The organism is Acidihalobacter sp. (assembly GCF_037381185.1).
Taxonomy (GTDB): Bacteria; Pseudomonadota; Gammaproteobacteria; order DSM-5130; family Acidihalobacteraceae; genus Acidihalobacter_A.
In genome coordinates this window covers 26069-44909 of record NZ_JARRQY010000001.1, presented here as the reverse complement: position 1 = coordinate 44909, position 18841 = coordinate 26069, and the positions used below count along the sequence as shown (strand labels likewise).

General features: G+C 63.4%; 16 protein-coding genes. 3 read left to right on the top strand and 13 right to left on the bottom strand.

Annotated features, from left to right (window positions below; all coding sequences use genetic code 11):
* Positions 1 to 3: 3 nt before the first annotated feature.
* The 11 genes from P8014_RS00190 to fabF all read right to left on the bottom strand — a co-directional run bounded on the left by P8014_RS00190 (position 4) and on the right by fabF (position 13088).
* Positions 4 to 567, bottom strand: a complete 564-nt coding sequence (locus P8014_RS00190; RefSeq protein WP_337815282.1) for a molecular chaperone TorD family protein — start codon at positions 565 to 567, stop codon at positions 4 to 6.
* Entirely contained in the window at positions 554 to 1540 is a 987-nt protein-coding gene (gene nrfD, locus P8014_RS00185; RefSeq protein ID WP_337815281.1) for an NrfD/PsrC family molybdoenzyme membrane anchor subunit, read from the bottom strand. The genes P8014_RS00190 and nrfD overlap by 14 nt, the downstream gene beginning before the upstream one ends.
* Positions 1533 to 2162, bottom strand: a complete 630-nt coding sequence (locus P8014_RS00180) for a 4Fe-4S dicluster domain-containing protein (protein ID WP_337815280.1) — start codon at positions 2160 to 2162, stop codon at positions 1533 to 1535. Before P8014_RS00180 ends, nrfD begins: the two co-directional genes overlap by 8 nt.
* A 10-nt stretch (positions 2163 to 2172) precedes the next feature.
* Positions 2173 to 4947, bottom strand: coding sequence for a molybdopterin-dependent oxidoreductase (locus P8014_RS00175; protein WP_337815279.1), 2775 nt, complete (start codon positions 4945 to 4947; stop codon positions 2173 to 2175).
* Between the two features lie 179 nt (positions 4948 to 5126).
* Complete coding sequence (locus tag P8014_RS00170) at positions 5127 to 6671, bottom strand: 2-isopropylmalate synthase (RefSeq protein WP_337815278.1); 1545 nt, start codon at positions 6669 to 6671, stop codon at positions 5127 to 5129.
* A 35-nt stretch (positions 6672 to 6706) separates the two neighbouring features.
* The gene (pssA, locus tag P8014_RS00165; protein ID WP_337815277.1) at positions 6707 to 7483 is read right to left on the bottom strand and encodes a CDP-diacylglycerol--serine O-phosphatidyltransferase; all 777 of its coding nucleotides are present in this window, start codon (positions 7481 to 7483) and stop codon (positions 6707 to 6709) included.
* An 83-nt stretch (positions 7484 to 7566) separates the two neighbouring features.
* On the bottom strand, positions 7567 to 8157 hold the full coding sequence (locus P8014_RS00160) for a phosphatidylserine decarboxylase (protein ID WP_337815276.1): 591 nt from the start codon (positions 8155 to 8157) through the stop codon (positions 7567 to 7569).
* 59 nt (positions 8158 to 8216) lie between these two features.
* The gene (gene ilvC, locus P8014_RS00155) at positions 8217 to 9233 is read right to left on the bottom strand and encodes a ketol-acid reductoisomerase (RefSeq protein WP_337815275.1); all 1017 of its coding nucleotides are present in this window, start codon (positions 9231 to 9233) and stop codon (positions 8217 to 8219) included.
* A 75-nt stretch (positions 9234 to 9308) separates the two neighbouring features.
* The gene (gene ilvN / locus P8014_RS00150; RefSeq protein WP_337815274.1) at positions 9309 to 9800 is read right to left on the bottom strand and encodes an acetolactate synthase small subunit; all 492 of its coding nucleotides are present in this window, start codon (positions 9798 to 9800) and stop codon (positions 9309 to 9311) included.
* 13 nt (positions 9801 to 9813) lie between these two features.
* Positions 9814 to 11526 (bottom strand): acetolactate synthase 3 large subunit, encoded by a 1713-nt coding sequence (locus tag P8014_RS00145; protein ID WP_337815373.1) that lies wholly within the window; start codon positions 11524 to 11526, stop codon positions 9814 to 9816.
* 296 nt (positions 11527 to 11822) lie between these two features.
* The gene (gene fabF / locus P8014_RS00140) at positions 11823 to 13088 is read right to left on the bottom strand and encodes a beta-ketoacyl-ACP synthase II (RefSeq protein ID WP_337815273.1); all 1266 of its coding nucleotides are present in this window, start codon (positions 13086 to 13088) and stop codon (positions 11823 to 11825) included.
* Positions 13089 to 13174: 86 nt separating this feature from the next.
* Here fabF and P8014_RS00135 point away from each other — a divergent pair, with 86 nt between their 5' ends.
* Genes P8014_RS00135 through P8014_RS00125 form a run of 3 tightly spaced genes read left to right on the top strand, consistent with a single transcriptional unit; the run spans position 13175 to position 15992 of the window.
* Positions 13175 to 13810 (top strand): TetR/AcrR family transcriptional regulator, encoded by a 636-nt coding sequence (locus tag P8014_RS00135; RefSeq protein WP_337815272.1) that lies wholly within the window; start codon positions 13175 to 13177, stop codon positions 13808 to 13810.
* A gap of 53 nt (positions 13811 to 13863) precedes the next feature.
* On the top strand, positions 13864 to 14997 hold the full coding sequence (locus P8014_RS00130) for a hypothetical protein (protein ID WP_337815271.1): 1134 nt from the start codon (positions 13864 to 13866) through the stop codon (positions 14995 to 14997).
* Entirely contained in the window at positions 14994 to 15992 is a 999-nt protein-coding gene (locus P8014_RS00125; protein WP_337815270.1) for an NAD-dependent epimerase/dehydratase family protein, read from the top strand. The genes P8014_RS00130 and P8014_RS00125 overlap by 4 nt, the downstream gene beginning before the upstream one ends.
* Positions 15993 to 15998: 6 nt before the next feature.
* Here P8014_RS00125 and P8014_RS00120 read toward each other — a convergent pair whose 3' ends face one another.
* Entirely contained in the window at positions 15999 to 17573 is a 1575-nt protein-coding gene (locus P8014_RS00120; RefSeq protein ID WP_337815269.1) for a DNA mismatch repair protein MutS, read from the bottom strand.
* Between the two features lie 77 nt (positions 17574 to 17650).
* Positions 17651 to 18817 (bottom strand): aldo/keto reductase, encoded by a 1167-nt coding sequence (locus P8014_RS00115; RefSeq protein ID WP_337815268.1) that lies wholly within the window; start codon positions 18815 to 18817, stop codon positions 17651 to 17653.
* Positions 18818 to 18841: the final 24 nt, after the last annotated feature.

The following is an 18841-nucleotide window of genomic DNA, read 5'->3' as shown; positions in this document are numbered from 1 at the left end:
AACTCAGTGCGCTGCCGCGCCGGTCCGCCCTGTTTCAGGCGGCGCCAACGCGCCATGCAGGTTGACGAGACGTTCCCCGAGCTTGCGGTAGAACTGCAAACGGGCCTGTTTCTGCAGCTGCTCGTTGAACCGCGGCAGCCAGTCGGCAAGCAACGTCTGCCGGAATGCGGCCGCATCCTGGTACCGCCCGCCTTCGAGCAGCCACGCCTCGCACTCGAGCAGGCTGCCGAGATAGTCCCCCGGCAAGCCCGGGCTGAGCACGAAGCCCTGCTGCACATAGTACGCCTCGGCGGCACTCGCAGCGGCGCCGTTGAGCATTCCTTCGCGGTGGGCGGACGCAAATGGCGGCGCCAGCCCAGGCGCCACGAAGAGTCGCGCGTGCTCGCCCTGCCAAACCTCCAGATCCATCGCCTTCAATTCGACCAGCGGTTCGACAAGCCAGTGTTGCCAGGCCTCGGCCTCCGCCAGGCCCTCCAACGCCTCTGCAGAGGGCTCCGCCAGACAGGCCGCACAGAACCGCAGCTCCACTGCGGCCGTCTGGAACTCCATTTCCTCAGTGCAGGACATGCGTCACGACATCCGAACCGAGCACACCGAGATGGTGCGCATTGGTCCATGGGAAGTAATAAACACCGGCAGTGAGGAAGTAATGGCGCAGCAAATAGCCACCGATCAGTACCAGCACCGCAGCCAGCATCACCGGAGCGGGCGAGTTCCAAGCCCGCAGACTACCCTTGATTTCAAGCAGCAAGGGCACCAGCAGGCCGAGCACCAGGAAGCCTACGACCCACCCCATATTGCCCATCAGCAGCTCGGCGCTCGCGCGGCCCGACCCGCTTCCCGGCAGCACCCCGTAGAGCAGGAAACCGATCAGGATCATTTCAATGACGATGAGCAGGATATCGAAGCGCTCGTAGGCTCGGGCGAGCGGTCCATGTTCGCGCAACACGGCATATTGGACCAACAGCAGGTAGGCCAAACCGGTCGACAGCGCAGACACCGTGAACAACATGGGAATGACCGGATTATGCCACAGCGCCACGGCCGGAAAGGAACGCAGCAGCAAACCGGTGTAAACCGCTACGGCGATCGACATGACGATGGTCAGCCACGCCAAAGGTCCGGCGAAACGCCGGCAAATTTCCGCGACACGGTGCTCTCGCCCCCCAGCTTTCGGTTCCCGCAGTATCGGCCAGATATACAACAGTCCGAACACCATGGCCCATATCAGAAACTGCGTGCCCCAGGTGATCCAGGCCGTAGGATTCAGAAACACGTTCCACGGCAGCAGAACGCGCCATGCATGGGATGGATCGAGCAGATGGAACAGCAGCAGTAACGAACCGACGGCCAGGCCGACTTCACCGGAGATGACGCCCCACAGCGTGAGACGTGCCGAAGCCTTGTAATAGCGGTGACTGAAAATGGAGATAGCGACCAGCGCCGCTCCAAGGCCGCCGAGGAACAGATACCAGATCACCAATCCGGCCCAACGATTCTGCGTGGTAACCGTACCGAGCAAATGCAGCGTCTCATTCATTGGCCAGCCCCTCCGGAAGCTTGTCGACGTAGTAGACGTTGGGCCCGGTGCCAAGCTCCGGCAACAGGGTCTTGGCCTTGCCGCTGGCGACGATCTTCGTGACGAGGTCGTCCGGTTTGTCCAGATCACCGAAAATGCGCGAATGTGCCACGCAGGTTTCGACGCATGCCGGTTCCAGCCCCTGCTGCAGGCGATCCCAACAGAAGTCGCACTTGTCCACCGCCGGATGCGTGCGCTTGAGGAACTCCTCACCGTAATAGGCCTTTGCCTGCTCGACGTCCTCGCGGTCGATCGGATAGCGGGCATCGTACGGACAGGCCATGGCGCAGGCCTCGCAACCCATGCAGACGTCCGGATTCACGCGCACCGGACCACTCGGCTCCTTCCAGGTGGCCCCGGTCGGACACACCGTCACGCAGGGCGGGTTGTCGCACTGATTGCACAACCGTGGAAAGAACTGCCGCACCCAGCGTCCGTCCTTCTTGAACTCCTCGTCATGTACGTAGGTGCGGAACTTGCTCGAATCCCACACAGGCGTCTGATTGGCCTGCGAGCAGGCGGCCATGCAGGCATTGCAGCCCACACAGGTATCGACGTTTATCACCATCGCATAATGTGCCATCAATCGCTCCTCACAATGCGCGCACGCGCACGGTGTATTCCTGATTACTGGTTCCTCCGCTGACCGGCTCGGTCAGATCGCCCGTGATTCGGTTCAGGGCCGTACCCACGCCGCTTGCGTAACGCAACGCCGGGGTCTTGGCGCCGAAGCCGCTGTACATGAACAGCGTGTCTTCGCGCGTCAGGTGCGTCAGATACGCACTCGCCTCGGTGCGCTCGCCGGAAACGACATTGCGCAGCTCGATTTTCTGTCCCTGACGGATGCCCAGATGCTTGGCCCGATCGGGATGCATCCATACGCCGTGATAGACGTCGCCACGGAAAGCATTGATGCCGACCAACGGCAGGAAATCGTTGTTCGGCGAACAATGCGATACCGTCGGCACCATGCCGAAAGTGAAGAAGAACTCGTCATCTTCCAGCGGCGCATCGACCGCCTTGTTCGCGCGCTCCCGCGGCGGGATGTAGGTCGCCAGCACGTCGAAGAAGGGGTTGTCGTACAAGCCGAACGTGTCGCGCATATCGCCGTACAGCGTACTGAAGAACTCTGCTCGTCCGCTCGGCGTCGGCAAGGGCCGCTTCCACGGCATTCCGCCTTTATCCAACAGCTCCTGAGCCTGTGCGACAGGATAGACGCCCTGCTCGCGCAGCACCTTCTCCAGATGATCCGGCGCGACGTGCAGTTCCTCCGCCTTGCCTTCGAACCGCACCTGGCGCAGCGCCTGATTGAAGGGATCGCGCACCTTCTGCGCACGGAATTTCTCCGTAAGCGCGATGAGGCGGTCGGCCGGCAGGCCGGTAAAGCGTTCGAGCGCGCGCGGATAGTTGTGCTCGTCGCCGCTGAGAACACCGGTCAATTTCAGGAATACGTCCGGCAGCGTCTGCGTATCGAACAGCGGTTCGATCGCCTTGTTGCGCGTGATGAGCATATCGTCGGGATTGACGCCGTTGCCGTAGATGGACGGCTCATCGCGCTCCAGATAGCTGCTCTCGGGCAGGATGACATCGGCGTAGGCCCCTGTGTCCGAGGCCATGACGTCCATCACCACTACCAGTTCGAGCGCCGGATCGGACAGCGCGTCCTTCCACACTTTCTCGCGCGCATCGCGCATCGGGTTGGTGCCGTTTAGCAGTATGGCCTTGGCCTGATACGGCTTGCCCTTATACTTCAACTCGCCCTTGACCGCGGGCAGAAAGCCCACGTCCGTGGACGTCGGCATTGCCGCCCAATGAGCGCTGAGCTTTTCGATACTGTCGCGATGCACGACCGACCAGGCGGGGAAACCGTGGCTGAAATTGTTCGGGTCACCGAACCGCTTAGCGGTCCACTCGACGAACGGCATACCGGCACGGCCCATGGGCGGGAAACCAGGCTTGCCAATATGGTTCTGCATGTAGGCGACCTGATTGCGCCATTCCGCGCCGAACAGCCAGCCGCCGGCGCGGTCGATGCCGCCGACGAGCCCCTGGATCAGCGCCTGCGTGCGCCGCAGCATCTGCATGTTGCCGTAGCGTGCGCCGGACCAGCCCGGCTGCAGAAGCGGCTGCTTGGCCGCGCCGAACTCGGCGGAGATGCGCCGGATCGTGGCCGCCGGAATGCTGGTGATCTTCTCCGCCCACTCCGGCGTGTAGGATTCCAGCCCCGCGAGCTGGGCCTGGAACACGGTAACCAGCGCCTTGCCGTCCTGAGCGAACCCGGCCGGGGCCTGCAAGGCGGGATTCACGGCCTGCCCGGCAACGTCGGCATCGTTCCTGTTGGAAAAGGCCGGCAGGAAGCACAGCTGCCCGCTGGCGGCATCCAGAACCGCCGGCTCGCCGTTGGCCGAGCGGTAGAGTTGCCAAGCGTTGTGCTCATCGCGATAGCACAGGAAGGGCAGATTGCTGTGCACGCGCACGAAGGTGTCGTGGTAGTGCCCGCCCTGCATCAATTCGCGCAGCATCGCCAGCATGAAGGCCAGGTCGCTGCCGGGGCGCACCTGCAGCCACTCGTCGGCCTTGCTCGCGGTTTCCGAAGCGCGCGGATCGAGTACGATCACCTTGGTGCGTTTTTCCTTGGCTTCGGCGAAACGCACCGCACGGCAGGTGGACACGCCGCCGATGGAAGCGTTGCCGATGCAGGCGATGATGTAGTCGGAGTTGCCGTAGTCTTCGATCACCTCACCATGCACGACGTAGTTGCCGGTGAGCGAATTCGTGCCCAGGTGGCCGTTGAATACACAGTTCTGCGTCGGCGAGGTGATGAGGTTGGGGATTTCGTTGGCGAGCGTGAAGGTGAAGGTTTCGGGGATGTAGAAGGAGCAGGTGGACCAGCCGCCGTAAACAGTCCATTCGTAAGGCTTGATGGCCTTGGCCTTGCTCGCGATGTAGGCGTAGGCCTCTTCCCAGCTCGCACTGCGGAACGCCCACTCGCCGCGCTTGGAACCCGGAACACGAATCATCGGGCCCTTGATGCGGTCGACGCTGTAGACCTGACGGAAACCCGACTGACCGCGCGCGCACAGCTTGTCGCCATTGAGGGTCGAGCGCGGATTGCCGCCGAGCTTGACGATGCGCTCATAGCCGTTGCGCTCTTCTATCGTCGCCCGCACCGAGCAGAAAGAGGAGCAGTAGTTGCAAATGGAATACGCTTCACGCGTTTTCCATGTTTGCCCCCAATCGGCTGTTTCGTCCTTGGTGGGACCAGGAAGCTTGATCCATTCAGGCCGATATAGCGTGACACCGAACGCGCTAGCGCCTGTCCCCTTGAGAAAGGAGCGGCGAGTCATCTTCGGGAACTGCCAGGTCATAGCTCCACCACCTCGCTAATTATATTAGATTTTCATGAATCTCTAATATAAAGACGAGGCGATGAAGCACTAAGTGCTAAGAACCGTTTTATTGATCTAGCGCAAAATCCGTCGCCCAGGAGCGACAACTTCCATTAACAATAAAAAGGTTATATGCAGCGCAGCCCGGCTGTGCGATATCACACATCACCCAGTTGCGGATGCGCACGCCGCGTGTCGGTAGACAGTTTGTCCAATGCGCTGAGGTAGGCCCGGGCCGAGGCGATCACGATATCCGTATCGGCGCCCTGCCCGTTGACGATCCGCCCCTCTTTCTCCAGGCGTACGGTGACCTCGCCCTGCGCGTCGGTGCCGCTGGTGATGGCGTTGACCGAGTACAGCTTGAGTTCCGCACCGCTATCGACAATGGACTCGATCGCACTGAAGGTCGCATCCACCGGCCCGCTGCCTGCCGCCTCGGCCCGGTGCTCGACGCCCTCGATGGACAGGGTAATCGCCGCTACCGGAGTTTCACCTGTCTCCGAACACACCCGCATCGACACCAGCGCATGACGTTCGTGCTCCGCCGCCCCGGCCTCGGACACCAGCGCCTGCAGATCCTCGTCGAAAACCTCGTGCTTCTTGTCGGCCAAGTCCTTGAAGCGTGCGAATGCGGTGTTGAGTTCTTCCTCGGATGCGAACTCGATGCCCAGTTCCTTGAGCCGGGTACGCAGTGCGTTGCGCCCCGAATGCTTGCCGAGAACGATGCGATTGGCACTCCAGCCAACATCTTCGGCGCGCATGATCTCGTAGGTTTCACGCGACTTGAGCACCCCGTCCTGATGGATACCGGACTCGTGCGCGAAGGCGTTGGCACCCACGATGGCCTTGTTCGGCTGCACCGGGAAACCGGTGATGGTGGACACCAGACGCGATGCCGGTACGATCTGGGTGGCATCGATGCGCGTGTCGCAGGCGAACACGTCGCGGCGCGTGCGCACGGTCATCACCACCTCTTCCAGCGAGGCATTGCCCGCGCGCTCGCCGAGGCCGTTGATGGTGCACTCCACCTGCCGCGCTCCGTGCTGCACCGCAGACAGAGAGTTGGCCACCGCCAGACCGAGATCGTTGTGGCAATGCACCGAGAACACCGCCTTGTCGGCATTCGGGATCCGCGTCAGCAGCGTTTCGATCAATTGGCCGAACTGCTCGGGTACGTTGTAGCCAACCGTGTCCGGGATGTTGATGGTGGAGGCGCCCGCCTCGATGGCCGCCTCGATGATGCGGCACAGGAAATCCGTTTCGGAACGTCCAGCGTCTTCAGCCGAAAACTCCACATCGTCTGCGAAGCGGCGCGCATGCCTGACGGCCTTGATCGCCTGCTCGACCACCTGCTCCGGCTCCATGCGCAGCTTGTGCTGCATGTGGATCGGCGAAGTGGCGATGAAGGTATGGATACGCGGCGCGGCCGCTTCTTTGAGCGCCTCGCCGGCACGCTCTATGTCCTTCTCCAGAGCCCGGGCGAGTCCGCACACTCGACTGTCGCGTACCGTCTGCGCCACGGCGCGCACGGATTCGAAATCGTCCGGACTGGCGGCCGGGAAACCCGCCTCGATTACGTCCACGCGCATGCGCTCGAGTACCTTGGCGATGCGCACCTTCTCGTCCCGCGTCATGGAAGCGCCGGGGCTTTGTTCGCCGTCGCGCAGCGTGGTGTCGAAAATGATCAACGGTTGGGGGCTCATGCTTCCTCCGGGCGAAACAAGTCAGTTCCTGCGCGTCAAACGGCCGCCTGACGGCGGCGCTTGCGCCAGCGCCGCCAGACGCTGAGGACCGGACCGGACAAGGTGTACAGGCTGAACAGGGTGTACAGCACGATAGCGGGCCACAAGGCCACCAGCACGAACAAGCCCAGCATCAGCAACACGGCGATGAACGGCACCCGCTTGCGCAGATCGACATCCTTGAAGCTGTAGTAGCTGATGTTGCTCACCATCAGCCCGCCGGTGAGCAGCGTCAGCACCAAAGCCGGATACATCAAGGATTCGCCCGACAGCTCGAACTGCTGCGCCACCCATACCGAGCCCATCATCACCGCCGCGGCGGTCGGGATCGGCAGGCCCTGGAAGTAACGCTTGTCGGCAATGCCGATCTGGGTATTGAAGCGCGCCAGGCGCAGCGCGCCGGCCGCGGCGTAGAAAAACGCCACCAGCCAGCTGGCCTTGGCGGCGAACCAGCCCAGGCTGTGCAGGTGGACCAGCGACCACTGGTACATCACCAGCGCCGGCGCCAGGCCGAAGGAGACCATGTCCGACAGGCTGTCGTATTCGCCGCCGAATGCGCTTTGTGTATTGGTCATGCGCGCGACGCGCCCGTCGAGGCCGTCCAGCACCATGGCGATGAACACTGAGATCGCCGCCACGGTATAGCGGCCGTGCATGGCCGTCACGATGGCGTAGAAACCGCCGAACAGGGCGCCGGTGGTAAACAGATTGGGCAGCAGATAAATGCCGCGGCGTTGCTTGGCTTGGCCCGCTTGTTCAGGCTCTTGCGACACGGATAAGACCTCTCTCGCGCAGGGATCAGACAGCACGTCGCGCCGAGCACGACAGATGCACATTCTAGTGAAAAAAGCCGCCGTCAGCCCGTATGGCGCGCCAGTTTGGCCAGCGGTTGGCCGGCGCGCAAGCGGACTCCAGGCTCGACCTCGAGGCGCACATCCGGCGACAGGTAGAGATGCAGGCGCTGGCCGAATCCGGCGAAGCCGCACACCCCGCCTTGGCGTGTCCGCTCACCAGCGGACACTCCGCAGTGCAAATAGCGTATGAGGCGCCCATACCCGACCTCCAGCGTGAGATCGTCGCCTTCGTCCGTTTGTATCAGCAGCGCGACGGCGCGGGAGGAACCACGCAAGCGCTGCAGCTTGCCCTCGGTCGGAGCGTACACGACGTAAGGGCCGGACAGGCTCTGGCGCAAAGTGATGCGCAGCGCCGGTCGTTCCGTGAAGGGATCGCGCCCTTCCTCGACGGCCTCCACCCGCCCGTCCACGGGACTGAGCACCGCCAGCGGGGACGCATCGACCGCACGCGCGGGCTGGCGGAAAACGAAAGCCAGCAGGATCGCCAGCCCCCAGACGGCCCAGGTCGACGGCCAATCGACCGCGATACCGATGATCAAGCCGGCAACCACCACCAGGGTCAGTGGCCAGCGTCCTTCCCGCGCAATCGGCATACGACTCTCGAACGAACGACGGCCGCGGACGGCAATGCCGACCGCAGCCGCAAGGTCGATCAGTTCTTCGACTTGTCGACGATCTTGTTCGCCGCGATCCACGGCATCATGGAACGCAGACGCTCACCGACAGCCTCGATCTCGTGCTCGAAGCCCAGGCGGCGCTTGGCCTTCAGCGTGGCTGCGCCGGACTGGTTCTCGAGAATGAACTCGCGGGCGAACTCGCCGTTCTGGATCTCCTTGAGAATGCGGCGCATCTCATCCTTGGTCTCGTCGGTCACGACGCGCGGACCGCGGGTCAGATCGCCGTACTCGGCGGTGTTGGAGATCGAGTAACGCATGTTGGCGATGCCGCCCTCGTACATCAGGTCGACGATCAGCTTCAATTCGTGCAGACACTCGAAGTAAGCCATCTCCGGCGCGTAACCCGCCTCGACCAGGGTCTCGAAGCCGGCCTGCACCAGCGCGGTGGTGCCGCCGCACAGCACGGCCTGCTCACCGAACAGATCGGTTTCGGTCTCTTCGCGGAAGGAGGTCTCGATGACGCCGGCGCGCGCGCCGCCGATGGCCGAGGCATAGGACAGCGCGATGTCGCGAGCCTGCTCGCTGGAGTTCTGATACACCGCGATCAGCGACGGCACGCCGCCGCCCTGGGTGTAGGTCGAGCGCACCAGATGGCCCGGGCCCTTGGGCGCGATCATTATCACGTCGAGATCGGCGCGCGGCACGATCTGCTCGAAATGGATGTTGAAGCCGTGCGCGAAGGCCAGCGCCGCACCCTGCTTGATGTTGGGCGCGATCTGCTCGCGGTACAGCGCAGCCTGGTGTTCGTCGGGGGTCAGGATCATGACCACGTCCGCGGCGGCGACCGCATCGGCCACGGAGGCCACGGCCAGATCGGCGGCCTTGGCCTTGGCGGCGGACGCGGAACCCTCGCGCAGGCCGACCACGACGTCGACACCGGACTCCTTCAGGTTGTTGGCATGGGCATGGCCCTGCGAGCCGTAGCCGATGATCGCGACCTTGCGGCCCTGTATCAGGGAAAGATCGGCGTCCTTGTCGTAGTAAACGTTCATGAGGCTCCTTGTTGGTCGATTGCGCGAAATATATCGCTAATTAATTGATCAAATGAAAAATTCAAAGGCCTGCGATCAGACCTTCAGCACGCGCTCGCCGCGCGCGATACCCATGGCACCGGAGCGTACGACTTCCAGGATGCGGCCCTCTCCGACCGCATCCATGAAGGCATCCAGCTTCTCGCCAGTACCGGTCAGCTCGATGGTATAGATTTCGGAAGTGACGTCGATGATCCGCCCACGGAAGATGTCGGACAGACGCTTGACCTCCTCGCGCACCTCGCCATCCGCGCGCAGCTTGATCAGCATCATCTCGCGCTCGATGTAGGGGTACTCGACAAGCTCCATCAGCTTGACCACGTCGATCAGCTTGTTCAGCTGCTTGACGATCTGCTCGATGATGGCTTCGTTGCCGCGCGTCACCAAGGTCATGCGCGAAAGCGTCGGATCATTGGTCGGCGCGACGGTCAGGGACTCGATGTTGTAGCCGCGGGCGGAGAACAGGCCCGAAACGCGCGACAGCGCACCGGCTTCGTTTTCCATCAGGATGGAGATGATATGGCGCATGGTTCGTCTCCCCTCAGACCAGGATCATTTCGTTCTGGCCGGCACCGGCCGGAATCATCGGGTAGACGTTCTCGGTATCGTCCGTGATGAAATCCATGAACACCAGGCGGTCGTTCATCGCCAGCGCCTCCTTGAGCGCCCCGTCGACATCCTGCGGGCGTTCGATGCGCATGCCGACGTGGCCGTAGGCCTCGGCCAGCTTGACGAAATCAGGCAGCGCATCCATATAGGACATCGCATAACGCCCCTGATAGAAGAACTCCTGCCACTGGCGCACCATGCCGAGGTAGCGGTTGTTGAGCAGGACGATCTTGAGCGGCAGGCCGTATTGCAGACAGGTGGCCAGCTCCTGGATACACATCTGGATGCTGCCCTCGCCGGTCACGCAGGCCACGGTCGCTTCCGGATGCGCCATCTGCACGCCCATGGCGAACGGCAAACCCACGCCCATGGTGCCCAGCCCTCCGGAATTGATCCAGCGGTTCGGCTTGTCGAACTTGTAGTACTGCGCGGCCCACATCTGGTGCTGACCGACGTCGGAGGTGACGTAGGCGTCGCCCTTGGTCAGGGCGTGCAGGCGCTCGATCACGTACTGCGGCTTGATCAGCTCGCTGTCGCGGTCGTATTTCAGGCAATCCATCGAGCGCCATTCCTCGATCTGCTTCCACCACGACTTCAGCGCGGCCTCCTTGGGCTGCTTGCCAGAGTCGCGCAGCGCGGCTATCAGATCGGCGAGAATCTCCTTGACCTGGCCGACGATAGGCACGTCGACCTTGACCGTCTTGGAAATCGACGCCGGGTCGACGTCCATGTGCACGATCTTGGCGTTGGGACAGAACTTCTCGACGTTGCCGGTGACCCGGTCGTCGAAGCGCGCACCGATGGCGATCACCACGTCGGCGTGGTGCATGGCCATGTTGGCCTCGTAGGTGCCGTGCATGCCGAGCATACCGAGCGACTGACTGTCGCTCGCGGGATAGCCGCCCAGCCCCATCAGGGTATTGGTGATCGGATAGCCGAGTTCGCGGGCGAAGGTGGTCAGTTCTTCCGCCGCACCGCCGAGCACCACGCCTCCGCCGGCATAGATGATCGGCTTCTCGGCCTTGAGGATCATCTCCAGCGCGCGCTTGACCTGGCCGGGATGTCCCTTGATGGTCGGTTTGTAGGAGCGCAGCCGGATCGACTTCGGATACTTGAAGTTCGCTTTCGCCGCGGTGACGTCCTTGGGCAAATCCACCACCACCGGCCCGGGCCTGCCGCTGGAGGCGATGTAAAACGCCTTCTTGATGGTCTCGGCCAGATCAGCGACGTCCTTGACCAGAAAATTGTGCTTCACGATCGGCCGCGTGATGCCGACCGAATCGGTTTCCTGGAAGGCGTCGTTACCGATCAGATTCGTATGTACCTGTCCGGTGAATACCACCAGCGGCACGGAATCCATGTACGCATCGGCGATGCCGGTGATCGCGTTGGTCGCACCGGGACCGGAGGTCACCAGCGCCGCGCCGACCCTTCCGGTCGACTTGGCAAGGCCCTCGGCCGCGTGTACCGCCGCCTGTTCGTGGCGCACCAGTACGTGGCTGACATCTTCCTGCCTGTACAACGCATCGTAGATATGCAGGACGGCGCCGCCAGGGTATCCGAAGAGGATGTCGACCCCCTCCTCCTTGAGGCAACGCACAAAGATCTCGGCACCGGTCAATTCCACAGCGGTCTTCTCCGACAGACGATTACGCGGCGACGCCCGCGGGAGGGCGGCGCCACTTTATATATTTTGTGTTGCCGCCAACGGCGGCGCGAAACGACAGATACTAATATGTCGACACAAAAATATCATCGTCCAGCGGACCGATAATTGGCCGATTCGGCATATTCGCCGAAATTTAACGCCAAATCCCGTATGACGGGATCAACAGCCACCCCCAGGGTCCCGGGACTACCCTGACAGAGACATGGACGAGTCCGCAAAACTCCGCCAAAGTCCCCTGGCAGACATCCAAATACACCACGTTAGGTGACGAGCTATATCCTGCTGAGGATCAACGAGGCGTTGACACCGCCGAAACCGAAACCGTTGCAAAGTGCGTGCTGCACGCTCTGACTCCGGCTCCGCTTGGGCACGAGATCCAGATCCGCCATGGTTTCGTCCTGGCTGTCCAGGTTCAACGTCGGCGGCAGCCTGCCTTCCTTAACCGCCAAGGCCGAAAAGATGCTTTCGATACCGCCCGCCGCGCCGAGCAGATGGCCGGTAGCGGACTTGGTGGAGGAAATCGGCACGTCCGCCAGACGCTCGCCGAATACGCTTCTCAGCGCAGCAATTTCCCCGCGGTCGCCGACCGGCGTGGAGGTCGCATGCGCATTGACATAGCCGATATCGGCAGGTTCCAACCCCGCCATCCTCAGCGCTCCACGCATTGCTGCGGCGGCGCCCGAACCGTCTTCCGCACCGGCGGCGATATGGTAGGCATCGGCGCTGGTGCCATAGCCGCTGACCACGGCCAGCGGCTCGGCGCCGCGGGCGCGTGCATGCTCCAGGGTCTCGATCACCATCAACCCCGCGCCTTCGCCCATGACGAAACCGTCGCGTTCGCGGTCGAAGGGACGCGAGGCCTGCTGCGGCGCATCGTTGCGCGTCGACAACGCCTTCATCGCATGGAAGCCGGCCAGCGACAGTGGATCGATGCAGGCTTCGGCGCCACCGACCAGGGCAACCTCGGCCTCACCGCTGCGAATCATGCGCAGGCCGTCGCCGATAGCCTGCACACCGGCTGCGCAGGCCGTGACCGGGCAGCCTAATGGCCCCTTGAAACCGTAGCGAATGGATATGTTGCCGGCCGCCAGATTGGCGAGGAACGCCGGCACCACGAACGGCGATACCCGCTTCCAGCCCTTGTCCAACAGCGTCGTGTGCGCCTGCGTGATGGTTGGAAAACCGCCGATACCGGTGGCGACGATGGTCGCCGTCGCGCGCTGCTCGGCTTCCGTACGCGGCTGCCATCCGGACTGCTCCACGGCCTGCTGCGCAGCGGCGAGCGCGTAGAACGTGAACAAGCCCAGCTTCTTGAGTTCCTTGTGCTCTATCACGTCCTGCGGATTTAGGCCAGCTTCCACATCCTGCTCGCGGTCGGGCACCAGACCGGCGATGCGCACGGGAAAGTCCTCGAGATCGAATCGGTCGATGCCGCGGATGCCCGAGCGACCTTCCAGAAGCCGTTGCCATACCGCCTCGACCCCGCAGCCCAGAGGGCTGACAATGCCCATGCCGGTAATCACGACGGGAGAATCCATACTTCCTCCATGCTCAGATAACATGAAGAAAACCTTATACCGGCCTAATATATGTTCAAGATCATATTCTCGACCGGGGAAGCGCAATGCCCTATCCCAAGGAACATCGATACCGCACCAAGGAGCGCATCATCCAATGCGCGACCGAACTGTTCTGCCGCTACGGCTTCGACAAGGTCTCCATCGGTCAGATCATGAAACTGGCCCGCATGACCCACGGCGCGTTCTACGCCTATTTCGAATCCAAGGAAGCGCTGTACAACGAATCCCTGCACGAAACCCTGCGCCGCAGCCGCGTCGCACGTCTGGCCAAGGGACCGTTTTCCGTCAAGCACCTGACCTCGCTGGTCACCGACTATCTGAATCTGTGTGAACTCAAGGATAGGAACGGCCCCGGCCCCGAGGCCATTCTATTCAACGAAATCGGCAGCGAGCACACCGAGGTCAAGCGGCTATACGAGGAAGCCTACGAGCGCATGAAAAAAATCCTCGAGACCCGCCTCACCGCGCTCAGCCGCCTCAAGAAACTGCCCTTCAGCGCCGACAGCGAGACCATTGGCGAGAAATCCCGCGCCATCCTCGCCGCCCTGGTCGGCGCGGTGGCCATCGCCAAAAGCATCTCCCAAGAAGAGGAGCAGCACAGAATCCTACAGGCGGCGCAGACGCAGATCCTCGCAATTCTAGGCGTCAAGGACTTCGCAAAGGAAGCGGTGACCTCCTGAAGAGGCAGCATTGCCACCCGACCCACGTAGCGCATAGCCAGCGGGAGAAAGCATTGGAGCAAGCCCAGTTCTTGCGCGAAGTCCGCGCCTTCGACTTCATCGCCCGCCGTCTCTGGCCGCTGCTGCGTCCTGTCGCCCGCTCTCATCTGAAACCGCGCTGTCGCATCTGTGCCGCCCCCTCGGCATACGCCCCGCTGAACGCGGACGGAATCTGCAACGCCTGCCTGCAGCGCGACACCCACGCCACCGCCGACCACGGCCCGGACGAACGCCTCGCGGCCGAGGTGCACGCCACACTGTCGGCAGCGCAGGGCAGCGGATCCGACTACGATGCCGTGTTCCTGTTCAGCGGCGGCAAGGATAGCTGCTATCTGCTGCACCGCCTGCAGCAGGACTACCCGGGCCTGCGCATGCTGGCCCTGCTGGTCGACAACGGCTTCATGAGCCCGATCGCGTTGAAAAACGCCGCCAGCGCCATCGCGCACTTCGACATCGACTTCATCGCCTTCAAGCCCGATCCGGCTTTCGTAAACAGGCTTTTCGGCCTGGCCTTTCGCGAAATTCCCCGGCAACAGGGCTACAGCATCGTCGACATGATGGACGGACAGCTCACCTTCGACAGCGCCCGCAATCTGGCGGCCAAGCTGGAAGTGCCGCTGGTCGTCTGCGGCCTGGGCCGCACCCAGGTCGCCAACATTTTTGGTGGCGTCAGGGCCGAGTTCAGCGAAGAGGACGAACGCAACCCGCTGGTCGCACGCCAGGGTCTGGTCCTGGAGGAACATTTCACGCCCGGTGACATGCGCCATTGGTTCGACCGTACACGCTGGCCGCAGCACGGGAAGCCGCGCGTACTGATGCCGCTGGTCGCCTGGGATCCGACGGAGGCAGACATCATCGCCATGGTCGAAGAACTCGGCCTGCTGCGCCGCGGACACGGCAACCCGCTGCTCACCAACAACGCCTTCATCCCCGTCATCGCCATCAGCGAGGTGGCGAACTTCGGCTTCAACTCGTTCGAGGTCGAGTTCTCCCGGCTGATCCGCGAGGGACGGATTCCGCTGGAATACTGGCGCAACCTGTTCGAAATGGTCGAATATAGCGCCAGGACAGGCCGTTTCGTCAGCACGGGCGCGCTCGAAGTCTTGGAACGCCTCGGCCTGAACAGACAGGACATCGGACTGAGGTGAAGATCTCACTGGGGGAACTCGCCGTGAAACACGCCTATGTCACCGGAGCCACGGGTTGCGTCGGCCGCAATCTCGTCGACGTATTGCAGCAGGCCGGCTGGTCGATCACCGTGCTGCATCGACCGTCCTCCGACCTCTCGCGACTCGACGGCTGCGACGTCGCGTTCCAGCCGGTGGATCTGCATTCCCTGGAATCGGTGCGCAACGCGATCCCCGAAGGCGTCGACGCCATCTTCCACCCCGCCGGCAACGTTTCGCACTGGTCGGCCCATGCCGACGAGCAGTGGAAGGACAACGTGCTCGCCACCCGCAACCTCGTCGAGGCCGCGCTGGAAAAACGGGTCGGGCGCTTCATCTTCACCTCCACCGGCGCCGTGATGCTCTACGGCGAGGTCGATGAAGCCACGGCCAAGAACATCAAGCAGGGCTACATCCGTACCAAACGCCTGTCCGAACTGGAAGTGCTCAAGGGCGTCGAACGCGGCCTCGACGCCGTCATCACGCGCCCGATCATCGTCGTCGGCAAATACGACTACAACAACTACGCGCGCATCTTCAGGATGATCAAATACGACCGGCTGCGCATCGCCATGCCGGGCAAGATCGCCTTCTGCCACGCCGACGACGTCGCCAGGGCCCATCTGAGCGCCTACGAAAAAGGCCGCTGCGGCGAACGCTACATGCTGGCCGGCCCCTACGCTTCGTGGCGGGACTTCTTTCAGGAGGCGGCACGCTGCATGGGCATGGACGTGAAGATCAGGGCGGTGCCAAAACCGCTGTTCGCGCTGATGGCCAATGCCCAGGAATTCATCGCCCGCTTTACCCACAAGGAACCCGAACTGACCTCCGATGTCGTGTTCCTGCTGCAGGAAGTGCCCGAATCGTTCTTCGACGCGCAGCGCCTGTCCGAGCAGGAACTGGGCTACCGTTCCGCCTCGCTGCCGGCCATGATCAAGGACTGCTACGACTGGCTGGCCGAAACCGGCCGCATCTGAGCCCGCTCACCCATCCGCATCCTCGGCGGCGATACGTCGCAGATGCGTCCGGGCGCCGACGATCAGATCTCCCGGCAGGCCATTCTGCTCGGCGATGATCAGCCCCAGCGATTCTCCCGGCACCCCGATGCACAGCTCGTAAGTGGGGCGCAGCGTCTCGGCATCGAAACGCATCGAGGCGTTGCGCAGACCGGGACGATCCGCGGCGTATTCCTTCAACGGCGCCAGATGCGTGTTGACCACGCCCTGCACCCCGCGCGCGCCCAGTTCGTCCAGCACCGCCATGGCCAGCGCCGCCCCCTCCTCCGGATCGGTGCCCGTGCCGAGTTCGTCGAGCAGCACCAGGCTTTGTCCATCGGCTTCGCCCAGCACCCGCTTGAGCACCTCGACGTGGCCGGCGAAGGTCGACAGTTGGTGATAAAGACTCTGGTGGTCGCCCACGTCGACGATCAGGCGCGCATAGCTGCCGACCGTACAGTCGCGCTCGGCCGGGATATGCAGGCCGCAATGCGCCATCACCGCCAGCAGGCCCAGCGTCTTCAGTGCCACGGTCTTGCCGCCCGTGTTGGGGCCGGTGATGACCAGCAGCCGGTCCTGCACATCCAGGCGCAGCGACAGCGGCACCGGCTGCGGCCCGGAGCCGTCGGCGAACTGCACCAGCAACAGCGGATGATAGGCCTCGCACAGCTCGATTTCGGGCGCATCGGTCAGACGCGGCGCATGCGCGTTCGTCGATCGGCTCAGACGCCCGGCGGCCAACGCCAGGTCGATCCAGGTCAGCGCGGAAATCATGCGCTCCAGCGCACCCAGATGCCCGCGCACCGTGGCCGTGATGTCGCGGAACAGGCGCTGCTGCTCGGTGCCGATGCGGCCGTTCAGCGCCTCCAGGCGATTGTTGACCGCCACCGCTTCCATCGGCTCGACCAATACGTCGCGCCCGCCCATACGCGAGTCGCGGCGCACGCCCTTGACGCGTTCGGCATCTCCCGCGCGCAGGGTCAGCACGGCCCGCTCGTGATGCCAGGCAAGCTGCTTGCCATCCTCGAACAGACCGCGGACGTCCGCGCCGGCCATGCGCCGCTCGACCACGCGCTCGGCCTCCTCACGCAGTGTCTTGCGTTCGGCAAACAGCTCTGCGAGTTCCAGGTTGGCGTCGTCGCGCAGACTGCCGGCGCCGACCAGGGTCCGCGCCAGGCGTTCGACTATAGCCGGCGGGGGCAGCAGCTCGTCCAGTTCACCGGGATACACCCCGGAAAAGCCTTGCAGCTCCGCGTGCAGTTGCGTGCAGCCCTGCATCACCTGCTGCAGGTTGAATAGCGCCTGGCCGGACAGGGACGCCCCCACCGTCGCGGCCTGGCGTAGTGCGGCACGCACGTCCGGCAGCGCGCCCAGCGACAAACGCTGCTGCGCCTCGAAAAAGGCACGGGCGGCGCTCACCGCGTCCTGCATCTGCCGTGCAACCTCGAGGCTCGGCGCCGGTTCCAGCGCGCGGGCCGCATCGGCTCCGTAGGGCGTGGAGGTCAGGCGCTCCAACAGCCTGCGTACGGCATTGAATTCCAGCGGTTTGAGATCAGCCTGCATATCGTCTCCAGGTGATTCGGTTCCGCACGCGCGGTCGTGTCCCCCGCCGCACGTCGCTTGCGAGATTCGGGTTGTCCTCAGGCCTTCTGATACATGGCCAGATAGATTTTGCGCTCCATCGGCGGAATGCGCGCCACGGTCAGCAGGTCGTCAAGGTGTTCGGGCGTGCTGATGCCGACCAGCGAAGTGCCCAGTCCAGGCGTGGAGCGATTGAACTGCATGGCGCGCTGCGCCGGGTTGGCGAGGCAGGGCATCGCCTGCGCGATGCCGTCCAGCGACTGCTGCGCTAGATGCCCCTTGAGCATCGTATGGCTGGCCATGGTGTAGACCTCGAGCTGGTGCGCCGCCTGAATCGGCGAGGCGACGTTGCCCTGCCCCGTGGCCGTGTTGAAGCGGGTGAATGCCTCCGGCATGACCTGATTGAAGGGCATCATCACGATCTTGAAGTGATGGCGGGCGTGCTCGTCGCCGCCCGCTTCCTGCGCGGCGCGCTCGGCCAGTCCGATCATCGAAGTGATGGACTGGAACATGGGATTGTCCGTCTCCACCCGCAGACCCTCGAAGGTACTGATACCGTAGCTGCGCAGACGCTTCTCGCGCACGGCGCGCTCCAGCACCTCGAATACCGCGGTCAGGCGGCGGTTGGTCATCTCCTTGCCGATGACGGGAATATGCACCTCCGGCTGGTCGATGAGGAACGCATCCAGCGTTTCCACGCCCATCAGGCGGCGCGACAGCTCCAACTGGTAGTCTATATAAGCCGGGGTGAGCAGATGCGCGCCCTTGGCCAGATCCTCCTTCGTACCCAGGCCCTGAGCGACGATCTCACGCTCGAACCACGCCTGCATGTCCGCCGGCTGCCCGCCTCGCAGGGTGAGAAAACCGCCCTTGGAGATCAGGAACATCGCCTCGCGCGGCACGCCCTGCGCCACCGCGGTACGCACCCCGGCCCCGACGGCGGCCAGCGAGCGGCCGTAGCGGTAGTGCGCCGCGGTATCGACGACGTTGATGCCTTCGAGCAGTGCGCGCGTGACCACCGCCGAAATCTGTGCATCGACCTCGGGCGTGGCCGCACCGCCGAAGGTGCCCACGCCCAGGCTGGACAGGCGCATGCGGGCGCGCAGGAATTCGCTGTAGTGGCCCGCGGCGGCGTGCCCGGCCGCCTGCTGCGATTCGGCATAGGCCTGGGTGGCCTTGGCGTTGGCGTAGCCGGGGATCAGGGCGTTGGCGGTTTCGGCGGTCACGGTGTGGGGGATCCTTTGGCGATT